This window comes from Pseudomonas sp. GNP012, from assembly GCF_054343835.1.
The window spans coordinates 2,285,874-2,297,839 of the sequence record NZ_JBTGUU010000001.1; the positions used below are offsets into that span (position 1 = coordinate 2,285,874).

Annotated in this window: 11 protein-coding genes; 2 read left to right on the forward strand and 9 right to left on the reverse strand. The window is 57.2% G+C overall.

What is annotated here, in order from left to right; all coding sequences use genetic code 11:
- Nucleotides 1-26 precede the first annotated feature (26 nt).
- Nucleotides 27-947 (reverse strand): LysR family transcriptional regulator, encoded by a 921-nt coding sequence (locus ACXX83_RS10210; RefSeq protein ID WP_458548349.1) that lies wholly within the window; start codon nt 945-947, stop codon nt 27-29.
- Nucleotides 948-1,095: 148 nt separating this feature from the next.
- On the opposite strand from ACXX83_RS10210, the gene ACXX83_RS10215 reads away from it, so the two are divergent.
- Nucleotides 1,096-2,001 carry an NAD-dependent epimerase/dehydratase family protein gene (locus tag ACXX83_RS10215; RefSeq protein WP_217835168.1) on the forward strand — a complete coding sequence of 302 codons (906 nt, stop codon included), beginning with the start codon at nt 1,096-1,098 and terminating at the stop codon, nt 1,999-2,001.
- A gap of 293 nt (nt 2,002-2,294) precedes the next feature.
- Here ACXX83_RS10215 and ACXX83_RS10220 read toward each other — a convergent pair whose 3' ends face one another.
- The 8 genes from ACXX83_RS10220 to ACXX83_RS10255 form a co-directional block, all read right to left on the reverse strand.
- A complete protein-coding gene (locus tag ACXX83_RS10220; RefSeq protein ID WP_217835169.1) occupies nt 2,295-3,275 on the reverse strand; it encodes a transketolase family protein in 981 nt (326 codons plus the stop codon).
- A 3-nt stretch (nt 3,276-3,278) separates the two neighbouring features.
- Nucleotides 3,279-4,163 carry a transketolase gene (locus tag ACXX83_RS10225; RefSeq protein ID WP_458548351.1) on the reverse strand — a complete coding sequence of 295 codons (885 nt, stop codon included), beginning with the start codon at nt 4,161-4,163 and terminating at the stop codon, nt 3,279-3,281.
- A gap of 79 nt (nt 4,164-4,242) precedes the next feature.
- Nucleotides 4,243-5,346, reverse strand: a complete 1,104-nt coding sequence (locus tag ACXX83_RS10230) for an LLM class flavin-dependent oxidoreductase (RefSeq protein ID WP_217835171.1) — start codon at nt 5,344-5,346, stop codon at nt 4,243-4,245.
- 202 nt (nt 5,347-5,548) lie between these two features.
- Nucleotides 5,549-6,346, reverse strand: coding sequence for an SDR family NAD(P)-dependent oxidoreductase (locus ACXX83_RS10235; protein WP_458548353.1), 798 nt, complete (start codon nt 6,344-6,346; stop codon nt 5,549-5,551).
- 29 nt (nt 6,347-6,375) lie between these two features.
- Nucleotides 6,376-7,875, reverse strand: a complete 1,500-nt coding sequence (locus ACXX83_RS10240; RefSeq protein ID WP_217835173.1) for a sugar ABC transporter ATP-binding protein — start codon at nt 7,873-7,875, stop codon at nt 6,376-6,378.
- A gap of 23 nt (nt 7,876-7,898) precedes the next feature.
- Complete coding sequence (locus ACXX83_RS10245; protein WP_217835174.1) at nt 7,899-8,849, reverse strand: sugar ABC transporter substrate-binding protein; 951 nt, start codon at nt 8,847-8,849, stop codon at nt 7,899-7,901.
- 57 nt (nt 8,850-8,906) lie between these two features.
- Nucleotides 8,907-9,893 (reverse strand): ABC transporter permease, encoded by a 987-nt coding sequence (locus tag ACXX83_RS10250; RefSeq protein WP_007979549.1) that lies wholly within the window; start codon nt 9,891-9,893, stop codon nt 8,907-8,909.
- 59 nt (nt 9,894-9,952) lie between these two features.
- The gene (locus ACXX83_RS10255) at nt 9,953-10,468 is read right to left on the reverse strand and encodes a flavin reductase family protein (protein ID WP_217835175.1); all 516 of its coding nucleotides are present in this window, start codon (nt 10,466-10,468) and stop codon (nt 9,953-9,955) included.
- A 310-nt stretch (nt 10,469-10,778) separates the two neighbouring features.
- On the opposite strand from ACXX83_RS10255, the gene ACXX83_RS10260 reads away from it, so the two are divergent.
- On the forward strand, nt 10,779-11,780 hold the full coding sequence (locus ACXX83_RS10260) for a LysR family transcriptional regulator (protein ID WP_458550179.1): 1,002 nt from the start codon (nt 10,779-10,781) through the stop codon (nt 11,778-11,780).
- Nucleotides 11,781-11,966 lie beyond the last annotated feature (186 nt).

The following is an 11,966-nucleotide window of genomic DNA, read 5'->3' on the forward strand; positions in this document are numbered from 1 at the left end:
GAAAATGGCTGCTTGACCTGCCGTTATTAAGGTCTGAGATGCGGGCCAATCCTTTCCAACAGAAAATCAATAAAAACCCTGACGCGATGGGGTAGTTGCTGTCCCGGGCCGATAAACACCGCATGAATCGCCTCGGTTTCACCGCTGTTGAATGGCTCCAGCAGCGGTATCAAACGCCCCGACTCGATATCGGCATTAATATGGAAGCTCGCGAGTCGAGCGATACCCAATCCCGCCAGCGCAGACTGGCGCATGCTCTCGCCATCACTGAGCAAGGCATTGCCTTTGGGTTCAATCTCGATGCGCTGGCCTTCGGCGTCGCGATAAACCCAGGCCTGAGAATGACGATGAAAACCAAAGCTCAGCCGATTATGTCGCTGCAGGTCTTCCAGGGTTTTCGGCTGACCGTATCGTGCGATGTACGCCGGTGACGCCACCGTGATCATTCGGCTTTCACCCAGTCGACGCTGAACCAGGCTCGACTCCTTCATCGGTCCGGTACGTATCGCGACATCCGCGCGTCGTTCCAGTAGATCCACAACGGTATCGGTCAACTCTACGTTCAGGGTGATGTCCGGGTAAGCCGCCAGAAAATCAGGCAATTGCGGTAACAAGCAATGCAGGCCAAAAGGAAGGTTGGCATTGACCTGAATCAACCCGCTAGGTTTGGCCACATTGGCAATATCGCGCTCGGCGGAGTCAATCAGCTCAAGTATCCGCAGGCACTCATTGTTGAATCGCTCGCCTTCGGCCGTGAGCTCGAGGCGCCGGGTGGAGCGATGAAGTAAACGCGCACCCAGCCGCGTTTCCAATCGGGCGATCAACTTGCTCACCGCCGAGGGCGACATGTGCAGAAGCCGGGCAGCCTCGGAAAAGGTGCCTGCGTTGACGACTCGGGTGAACACTTCCATTTCGCCAGAGCGGTTGATGTCTTTGAGATTTAGCATGAACTGTATTCACAGATACTTGTAGTTAGAGCAGTCTAGCTCACAAACGGACCCCATCGTATCGTGAAGAGATTCCTTAACCAGGAATGACCGCGCCTTTGTTTCAAGTAGAGGCCGGGCAAACTCAAGATGCGAAGGAGACAGAACATTGAAAATTTTCGTTACCGGTGTGACCGGTTACATCGGCGGTTCGATTGCCAAATACCTGGTAGATGCGGGTCATGAAGTCAGTGGCCTGCTGCGTAATCCGGAACAGCGCAGTGCGCTGCTGGCGCTGGGCATCACCCCTGTGCTCGGCACCCTGGATGACGCGTTCATTCTCAGCGAACAGGCGCGTGCTGCAGACGCGGTCGTGAATGCGGCCAATTCGGATCATCTGGCCTCGGTTCAAACCTTTATCAGCGCCCTGAGCGGTAGCGGAAAAGTGCTGCTGCACACCTCTGGTTCAAGTGTTGTAGGAGACGATGCTCGCGGGGCTTATGAGCGTGCCGAGATCTTCACCGACGAGACGCCATTCACCCCCATGGACATCCGCAAGGATCGGGTTCACATCAACCAGACCGTGCGGCGCGCAGGTGTCGAACAAGGTATCCGCAGCATCGTGTTTTGCCCGACCATGATTTACGGTGAATCATTGGGATTGCCGGCAAAAAGCGATCAACTGCCCAAGCTGTTCGCGCAATCGCGCAAATATGGCGCCGGGGCCTACATGGGTGCCGGAGTACATCGCTGGTCCAATGTGCACATTGAAGATCTGGCAGAGCTTTATCGCCTTGCAATCGAAAAGGCTCCATCGGCCTCGTTGTTCTTCGCCGAAAACGGCGAAGCATCGTTCCTCGAAATCGCTACGTCGATCAGCAAATCACTTGGCTTTGGCGGCGAGATTCAAAGCTGGCCGGCTGATGATGCCATCGCCAAACTTGGAGATTGGGCGCGTTTTGCCATCGGCTCCAACAGCCGCGTGCGGGCAGTCAATGCGCGCACTTTGCTTGGCTGGAAGCCAAAGCGCGAATCGATTTTGCAGTGGATCGAAAACAGCGGAGTTCAATGGTAATAACCGCTGACTGTCGAGATTCTGAAAGCTCACTTCGGTGAGCTTTTTTATGGGCTGGCGAATGCTGTTTCCAGGCAAATCACACCCATAAAAAAAACGTGCAACCAGGGTGATCGTCAATGAAGACCCTCGTTGCACGCCAGGCCCATTAAGCCTAAAGGGGAAATTCGTTATGGCGTTACTGCCGGTCAGTCATGTGGGAGCGAACCTGCTCGCGAAAGCGATGTATCCGTCGAATCATCGGCGACTGGTACACCCTCGCGAGCAGGCTCGCTCCCACCCGATATCAAGGCTTAAGCCAACACCTCCAGCGCCACGCTTTCGATGCCCGCCGCATCCAGCCGGTAATGCCGATAAAGGTGAGTCGGCGGCGCAATGAGGCTGTACTCGTCGTAAATCCCATGGCGTCGCACTTTGACGCCAATGCCTTCTTGCGCGATGACTTCACACACAGCGCCACCCAGACCGCCAATGATGTTGTGTTCTTCAACGGTAAGAATGGACCGGCTGTTGCGCGCAGCCGTCAGTACCGCTTCACGGTCCAATGGCTTGATGGTGGTCATATCGATCACACCTACCGAACGCCCGGCAGCATTCAAGGCTCGCGCCGCTTCAAGGGCGGGGTGAACCGTGGAGCCTGTCGCGATGATGGTCAGTTCATCGCCCGTCAGGTGCACGGTTGCCTTGCCAAAGACAAAATCCGGAACGGTTTCATACACCACCGGATCACGCCCGCGCTGGATGCGGAAGTAGATCGGTTGCGGGTAGTTGGCCGAAGCCAGGATTGCCGCCTTGAGCTGATTGCCATCGGCTGGAGCAACCACCGTGATATCGGCAATCGAACGCATGATCGCCAGGTCCTCGGTGGCGTGGTGCGAGGTGCCGTAGAAGCCCAGGGAAATCCCGGCATGGTGACCGATCAGGCGCACCGGCAAGGCTGAATATGCAACGTCCATACGGATCTGCTCGCAGCACAGCAATGGCAGGAAGGACGCAAAGGTCGCTACGAATGGCTTCATGCCTACTGCGGCCATCCCGGCCGCGGCAGACACCATGTTCTGTTCGGAAATACCGAACTGCACGAATTTCTCTGGATGCAGTTCGGCGAATTTAGAAAGGCCGTTGGAGTACTGAAGGTCGGCGGTACCGGCAACGATCGGCTCGCCCCGTTCGACCAGTTCGATCAGGGCATCCGACAAGGCATTCAAGCTCGGTGTCTGGCTGTTCAGTTCCCGGTACTGCCAGGAGTTGTTCGACAGAGGTGCGGTATTCATGAGTTAGATCACCTTGCTTTTGATTTCGTCGATAGCACGCTGCGCATCTTCGGGATCGAGATACCCCAGGTGCCAACCCGGCTCGGTTTCCATGTAAGAAACCCCTTTGCCTTTGACCGTATTGGCGATGACGCACACCGGCTGCGTGCGCGTCGTGTCGGCTTTGAGGCGTCGCAACAGACTGGTGACTGCAGCGAGATCATGGCCATCCACCACGTGAGTCTCCCAACCGAAAGCAATCCACTTGTCCGCCAACGGCTCGATACCGATGACGTCATCGACATTACCGTCGAGCTGATAGCCATTGCGGTCGATGATCGCCACCAGGTTTGCAGTCTTATGGTGGGCCGCCGACAGTGCCGCCTCCCACACTTGCCCTTCCTGCATTTCCCCGTCACCGAGCATCACGTAAGTGGTGAACGACTTGCCCAGCATCCGCCCGGCCAGGGCCATGCCCAAGCCGCCGGACAGGGCATGACCGATGGAACCGGAGGAGAAATCCACACCGGGGACTTTGCGCATATCTGGGTGGTCGCCCAGGGGATTACCGAGACGCGTGTAGTTGTCGAGGATTTCTTTGGCGAAGAAGCCCCACTCCACCAACACTGGAAACAACCCGACGGCCGCATGCCCCTTACCCATCATGAAACGGTCACGGTCGGGCCATTTTGGCTCGGCGAACCGCAGGTCCATCACGTCGTAATACAACGCGGCGAACAACTCGGCGGCGGAGAACACTGAGGTGTAGTGGCCGACCTTGGCGATCTCGATCAGCCGGATGGTTTCCAGGCGAATGAACTGGGCCTTCTCCCGCAGTCGAGACAATTCGTTCTCGCTCAGTTCAAAAGCGTGATCCGCGCTTCCGCGGAAATTCGTCAAATCAGTCATATGTCGTGTCCAGGCGCAATACCAGAGTTTCGGCCGCATCCGCGACGCGGCCGCACATAAGCCCAGCGCAATCGGGCGATTACTGCGCTTTCAAGCGTGGCGTCATGTAGTCGTTGAGGCGCGGCATGACCTGCTGCGCGGTCAGCTGCATCGAGCGCCGCCACAGCGCTTCGTCGTCCCACTCGTGGAAGGTGGTCATCAACGTGCCGAACGGCCCGGTCTGCTCACTGAACGCGACCAGTTGCTCGGTGACGGAATTGACGTCGCCGTAAATCACCATTTCCTTGATGCAGTGGTCGACCGTCACTTCCTCGTCGGTCATGTCGGGGCGGGTCTTGAAGATCTTGGTGTAATGGTTGGTGGCCAGGTTATCGATCATGTAGTCAAAGTAGCGCCGCAGCGTGCAGCTCTCTTGCGCCAGATAGTCTTCGGCCTGGGCCTGAGAGTCGGCAACGAACACCGAACGGGCCACTCGCCAATTATTGGCATCGGCCTTGATCCCGGCACTTTCCGCGCCCTGGCAGTAAGCCAGCCAATGGGAAGCCACCGTTGCCGTCGGGTTGAAGTTGGCGGACATCAGGTCCCAATCCTTGGCGCCCGCGAGTTTTGCGGTGCCGGAAAACGGACTCATGGCCGTGGTTGCCACCCGTGGAAACGGCTTCTGGAATGGCGTCGGCATGTAGCCGATTTCCAGTTCGTGGTGCACCGAGTCCTTGAGGCTGACCTGGTAGTGCTGCGAGGAAAAATCATAGGGCGCGTCCGAGTTCCAGATCGCACGGATCATCTCGTAGCACTCCACCATCATCTGCCCACGGTCCTTGCCATTGCTGCCGTACACCTCGAAGTCGGAAGCCAGCCCACCCGGGCCGATGCCCATGATGAAACGTCCCTTGGACATGTGGTCGAACATCGCGGCATCGGCGGCGATTCGCGCCGGGAAATGGTGCGGAAGATTCAGCACTCCGGTGCACAGTTTCATGCGTTGGGTCAGCGGAATCAGGGTGGACAGAAATTGCAGCGCATTGGTAATCGGCTCGGTGCGCTGTGACGTATGTTCACCGACCCAAAGCTCATCAAAACCGACGCTGTCGGCATGGACGGCACAAGCGATGTCCTGATCGTACATCTCGTGATAGTCCCAGCCCTTGTGATGAAGTGGCTGCATGAACATGGCGAGTTTCATGTCGTTCTCCTGCTGTTTTCAGTGACCGGTGCACTGCGAAACTGTTTTCGCTGCACACCGTTTTCATGACGAGCGCTCGTTTCGCAGGCGTGCCAGTGCCAGCGCTGCAAGTCGCAACGTTCAAGGAATGGGTTAAATATCCGGGGCAATTGACGCGTGACTTCAGCGCGTACAACTCACCCTCAAATGCTTTATTTGTGCTTCAACTTCCGTGCAGCAACCAGCCGCCGTCCACCAGCAAATCGATGCCTGTCACATAGGACGACAGCGGCGAAACCAGGAACAGCACGGCATCGGCGATCTCCCAGGGCTCGGCCGCCCGACCCACGGCGATGTTGCCCAGCACGTTGTCCTGCCGGTGCTGTTCGAGCAGTTCCGGCTCCAGGTTTCCCGGCGTCGCGGTCAAGCCCGGAGAGATCGAGTTGACCCGAATGTTGAAGGCACTCAAGTCCTTCGCCAGGCTTCGGGTCATAGCCAGTACCGCGCCCTTGGAAGCGTCATAGGTGCAGTGATTGGCCATGGGTCGGTGACCGCAAATCGACGACAGATTGACGATCGCGCCGGCGCTTTTCTGCCGGCGCATTTGTCGTTGTGCGGCCTGAGTGCCGAGAAACACCGCCCGCGTATTGATCGCGTGGACTGCGTCCCAGAAACCCGCATCGATGTCATCAATCGCCTGGAGCGGATAGACGCCAGCGTTATTGACCCAGATATCCAGACCGCCGAAACGCTCGATCGCGGTGTCCGCCAACCCTTGAATGTCACTCGGACGACTGACATCGGTAGCGTGAAAGTCCACGGCGAAACCGGCCTCGATCAGTTCGCCGCTGCGCTCCGGCGCCAGACTGCCAATCAGTACATTGGCCCCTGCTTCGGCTAGGCGCCGACTGATGGCGAAGCCGATGCCGTTGCTGCCGCCGGTGACAACGGCGGTTTTTCCGGACAAATCCAGCAGTTCGGCAAAGGGCCGATACGGCAGTGCCTGGTACGGGTTCGACATGTTTGATCCTCCTCGATTAATGTCCGTCATCAAGCGGTGGCTAGGGTCATGATGCTGTCGGGGGCAATCTGCGGCCGATGCAGAATGCCTTGGGAACAGCCGCGCGCCATGACCATGACCCGATGGGACAGACCGATGACTTCCTCCAGGTCGGAACTGACGACAATCACTGACACCCCGGTTTTAGCCAGATTGATGATCAGCTCGTAAATCGCCGCGCGTGCGCCCATGTCGATGCCTCGGGTCGGCTCATCGAGGATGATGACTTTCGGATTGCGCGCGATCCATTTGGCGATCACCACTTTCTGCTGATTGCCGCCGGACAACTTGTCGAGCATCTGCCCCGCCACGCCCTTGATCCCCAGCGTCGCAATGCGTTCACGAGCGAATGCCGCTACCCGGTGATTGGCCATGACGCCGCAAGAGCTGAGACTATCCAGATTGCAGTAGGCCAGGTTCTCGGCAATCGTCTGGCTCAGCACCACGCCTTCGGATTTGCGGTCCTCCGGGATCAGCACGACACCGGCATGGATCGCCGCCAGCACGTTATTGGCTGGCAGTGACCGATCCCCCAGGATCACCCTGCCCTGGCTCAACGCACTCAACCCGGCGATCGCCTGAACCAGCTCCGTTCGACCGGCGCCGACGATACCGGCAATGCCGAAAATCTCCCCGGCCTTCACTGAAAATGACACATCGTGAAAGCGCCCCGCCTTGTCTGACAGATGCTCGACGCTCAATACCGGCGCATCCCCTGGGGTCGGCAACTCCGGAAACAAACGGTCGATCGGGCGCCCCACCATCTGCGACACCAGGACGCCGACATCGGCCGCTCCGCTGTCGTGACGAGCGATCAGGTGACCATCGCGCATGACCACGACCTTGTCGGCGATCCGCGCGATCTCATCCATGCGATGACTGATGTAGATGAAGGAAACGCCCTCCTTCTTCAGTTCCTCGATCTGATTGAACAGCAGGTCGGTTTCGTCCTTGCCCAGCGCAGCGGTCGGCTCGTCGAGAATCAACAGACGCGAGTTGAGCGTCAGGGCCCGGGCGATTTCCACCAGCTGCTGGGCGGCGATTTTCAGTTGCCGCACCGGTGTATCCGGCGAGATATCCAGACCCAGGCGCCGCAGTTGCGTCTCTGTTTCACGGAACATCTTCTTACGGTCGATGATGCCGTCGCGGGTCGGCAGATGACCGAGGAAAACGTTCTCCGCCACGCTCAGGTCAGGCAGCAGGTGGACTTCCTGATGGATCATGTTGATCCCCAGCGCCATCGCAGCCCCCGGTCCACTCGGCGCATAGGGTTCACCGGCCAGGAACATCGTGCCTTTGGACGGCGTCAGTGCGCCGGCGACGATGGAGGAAAAGGTCGATTTACCCGCGCCGTTTTCCCCCAGCAATGCCACCACTTCTCCATAGCCGATATCGAGGCTGATATCTTCCAGCACCCTGACCGAGTTGAATGACTTGCCGATGTTGCTTGCACGGAACAACGGCGCGTGGGTGGTATTGATCGCACTCATGACTTGTTCTCCCTTCACCGGTCTCAAGGATGCTGCTCAAGGAAGGTTGCTGCGTTTTCCCGGGTGGTGACGAAGGCTGGCAACAGCTGAGTCTTGGTCACCGGTTTGCCTTGCTGCAGATCGACCGCGGTACGCAACGCGGTACGACCCATTTCCACGGCTTGTTGCGTGATGGTCATGTCCAGTTTTCCATCGCGAATCGCTTCCAGGGCAGATGGCAAACCGTCATAACCGAACACCCAGACCTTGTGATCGATGTTGGCCACCTTTACCGCCTGAGCCGCACCGAGCGCCGGCGCATCGGAACGTCCGATGAACACGTTGATCTTCGGGTTTTTTTGCAGCATGTCCTGAGCGACCTTGAAGCCGTTGTCCTGCAGCCAGTCAGTCGGTTTGCGGTCGATGATCTTCATCTCCGGGGCCTCGGACAGCACCGCATCCAGCCCTTTGGCCCGAGCTACTTCAGTGGAGTCGCCAAGAGTCCCTTGCAGCAGGCCGATTTCAGCCTTGCCGCCCGTCAACTTGATCATTTGCCGGGCCAGTTCGCCCGCTGCAGCCAGGTTGTCGGTAGAGATGTAGGCATCGCATTCGACGTTTTTCGGAAAGTTGTCAATGCAGATCACCGGCACACCCTGCTGTCGCGCCAGGCGCACAGGTACGGCCGAAGCAGCGCTACCGGTGGCGGTGTAGAGCAGCACATCGATGCCTTTGCTCAACATGTCCTGAATCTGACTGACCTGGCGCGCGGGATCGGCCTGTGCATCGGCCACCAGCACATTCTTGATGCCGAGGGTCTTGGCTTGCTCCATGACACCGTCTCGAACCATCAGGTAGAACACCCATTGCAGGCTCGGGATCGACATCCCCACGGTGATTTCGTCCGTAGGTTTGCTTTGTGCGTAAGCACCGGCCGACATCAGGCAGCCCAGCAATGACACCCACAGAAAACGAAGCGAAAAAGCAGACAGGTTCATGTTTTTTACCTTTTTATTGTGCGTGGAACGGTACGGGTGTTGGTCAATGACCCGGGATCAGTCGGCCTTGCGCTTGAGCAAGTCGAGCATCACCGCGAAAGCGATCACCGCGCCGATGACCACTTGCTGGACGAAGGGAGAAATGCCGGCCAGGTTCAGGCCGTTGCGCAAAACGCCGATGATCAATACGCCGATGATCGTGCCGACCACACTCCCCGCACCGCCCTTGAGGCTGCCACCGCCGATCACCACGGCAGCGATCACATCCAGTTCGTAGCCGACACCCGCGCCAGCACCGGCGGTGTCCAGGCGGGACGTCATGATGATGCCGCCCAGGGCCGCACAGATGCCGGAGATGATATACACCGCGCTGGTGTAACCCTTGACCCGGATACCGGCGAGCTTGGCGACCTTGCTGCTACCGCCGATGGCATACAGGCTGCGACCGGGCACCGTGAACTTGAGAACGAACCAGAACACCAGCGCCAGCACCACGAAACAACTGACGGTGAGTGACAGCACGCCGCCATAGCGAATAACCGAGAGGTTGCTGAACCACTCCGGAAATCCGCTGACTTGCGCGCCGTCCGTGACCATATAGGCCAGGCCACGTGCTATGGACATCATCGCCAGCGTCGCAATGAATGATGGAAGGCCAGCCCTAACCACCAGCAAGGCCGTGGTCGACCCACACGCTGCACCAACGGCTATCGCTCCGAGCATGGCCGCCCACATCGGCAGGCCGAGAACCTGTTCGAGCCAGCTCATGACCATGATCGCTACCGCCAGCACTGCACCCACCGACAGATCGATGCCACCGATGAGAATCACCAGCGTCATGCCCAGCGCCATGATGCCCAGCACCGTCACTTGATCCAGCACATTGAGCAGGTTGCTCAAGGTCAGAAAACTATCGGTAAAGAAGGTTAATACTGCACATAACAATAAAAGCCCGACCATCGGACCTGCCACACTGTTTTCCAGACCGACCCACTTTGGAACCGACCCGGGCAGTCTTGTTTTTGCCAACAACTGATTATTCATACCCACATCCACTTCTTATGTAATTGTTATAAGATCGAGCAATACGCGCCAACTACGAACTAACGACCCAACACCCTGTAACGCCCTTCCATATAAAGAAGTGGCTCGTCCAGTGGCTGCGTGATGACATAAATGACGTTGCCGATAATCACCGTGTGCGTGCCGTGTTCAATCTCCTGCACCACTTCGCAAAAGATCGCCGCCTGGGCGTCGGCCAAGTAACGAATACCGTGAACACCCGTGCGCCAATCACCCTCGACAAAACGTCGTTCGCGCAGATCGGGCTGGCTGAATATTTTGCAGATCGGTTCGTGCTGACTTTGCAGCATGTTCACGCAGAACAGCCCGGAACGTTTGATGATCGGTGAGGCACTTGCGCTGCGATTGACACAGATCAGGGCCGACGCAGGGTCCATCGACACCGAGGAAAAGGCAGTCGCAGCCAGACCGTGGGGCTGACCATCGTCATCAAGTGTGGTGATCAGGGTTATAGAAGAGGCAAAGCGGCCCATTGCCAATTTGAACTGACCGGCCAGGTCTATCGAAGGGGCGGCCTCTTGATATTGAACGCGCATAGCATAAACCCTCTTTTTATTGTGACTCACAGGCACTGGCTAGCATTATTAACAATCAACCGGACTTTTCTATTCGATTTTAGGAAATTGACTCTTCACTAAAGCTGAAAGATGAATCAAACAACAAACATATTTGAATTCGTTTCACAGGCACCCTCAAGCCCCTATTCCAAAGCGCTTGCGCACTTATTCACCTTGTCTGTCGCTTCTTTGATTAGATGGTTTTTACTGAATAATTGGCTGATACTTTGACAGCTATAAAAAGCAACTTTCACGAGGCGAAATCCCCATGGTCGATCGATTGCAGGACATGCGGCTGTTTCGACTTGTCGTTCAGACAGGTTCACTTTCAACGGCGGGTCGGCAAATGGGCCTGTCGCCAGCGGCCATGAGTGGTCGACTCAAGGCGATGGAGGACTTCTATGGATTGCGCTTGCTCAAGCGCAACACCCGAAGCTTGAGCCCTACCGCCGAAGGGCAGTTGCTGTTTGAAAATGCCCAGAGAATTCTCGAGGAGGTCGACACCCTCGACAGCATCATCAAAAACGGCCACAGCGATTTGCTGGGCACTATCGGCCTGACGTGCCCTACCGATCTGGGTCGGCAGTGGATCAGCCAACTGGTCGATAGCTTCATCAGCGAAAATCCCCATATCCGCATTCGCCTTTTTCTCACCGACCGCGTACTGGACTTTGTCGAGTCTGGCTCGGACATTGCGATCAGGTTCGGCGACCTTCCGGACAGCACACTTATCGCCCGCTCCCTTGGAGTGGACCGGCATATAGTTTGTTGTTCTCCGCAGTATCTAGAACAGCACGGCGCACCGCTCAGCCCTGAAGACCTGCAGCATCACAACTGCCTGGTACACCTGAGTGCAGATTTCACACTGGATCGATGGAAATTCATGGACAAAGGCGTGCCGACCAGCATTCAGGTCAAGGGCAATCGGCTGGCCAATGACGGTTTCACCTTGCGCCAATGGGGCGTTCAAGGCTTGGGGATCATCTGGAAGTCAGTCTGGGAGGTGGCGGACGACATACAAGCCAAACGGTTGGTCCCGCTGCTAGAAGACTATCAATGCCCCAACACCGGGTTTCACCTGCTGACCGAGGGTGGAAAAAAGCTGCCGTTACGGGTCAAGACCTTCGTCGATTTTGCCGTGCAGTACTTCAAAAAGCTCGATACGCCGTCGCGATACATCCTGCCCCCCCACCTTAGCGTCGACACGATCGCAATCAGCAAAGCTGTGACTACCACTGGCATCCGGTCCTGCGAAAGCCAGCGCCCCGTCAGTAGCCACAAACGCCTTTGAAAGCAAGAACCCTTGATTACTCCCTTTCTGCATTTTTTCCAGTCAGATTTCCGTAGCGACACTTGCCCAATCCCTGCACCAACAATCAACCCTGGTCGCGAGCATGGAGTACTTCTGGGCGATCATCATTGTCGCCAGTGTTGCACTGGTCATTTCTATCACTCAAAAAACCTTCAAGTGAGGCCT

Coding starts and splice junctions, on each gene's coding strand:
- ACXX83_RS10235 (WP_458548353.1), bottom strand. CDS start 6,346: ATGTCGAACCCGTACCAGGCACTGCCGTATCGGCCCTTTGCCGAACTG.
- ACXX83_RS10230 (WP_217835171.1), bottom strand. CDS start 5,346: ATGAAACTCGCCATGTTCATGCAGCCACTTCATCACAAGGGCTGGGAC.
- ACXX83_RS10225 (WP_458548351.1), bottom strand. CDS start 4,163: ATGACTGATTTGACGAATTTCCGCGGAAGCGCGGATCACGCTTTTGAA.
- ACXX83_RS10220 (WP_217835169.1), bottom strand. CDS start 3,275: ATGAATACCGCACCTCTGTCGAACAACTCCTGGCAGTACCGGGAACTG.
- ACXX83_RS10250 (WP_007979549.1), bottom strand. CDS start 9,893: ATGAATAATCAGTTGTTGGCAAAAACAAGACTGCCCGGGTCGGTTCCA.
- ACXX83_RS10240 (WP_217835173.1), bottom strand. CDS start 7,875: ATGAGTGCGATCAATACCACCCACGCGCCGTTGTTCCGTGCAAGCAAC.
- ACXX83_RS10210 (WP_458548349.1), bottom strand. CDS start 947: ATGCTAAATCTCAAAGACATCAACCGCTCTGGCGAAATGGAAGTGTTC.
- ACXX83_RS10245 (WP_217835174.1), bottom strand. CDS start 8,849: ATGAACCTGTCTGCTTTTTCGCTTCGTTTTCTGTGGGTGTCATTGCTG.
- ACXX83_RS10255 (WP_217835175.1), bottom strand. CDS start 10,468: ATGCGCGTTCAATATCAAGAGGCCGCCCCTTCGATAGACCTGGCCGGT.
- ACXX83_RS10260 (WP_458550179.1), top strand. CDS start 10,779: ATGCGGCTGTTTCGACTTGTCGTTCAGACAGGTTCACTTTCAACGGCG.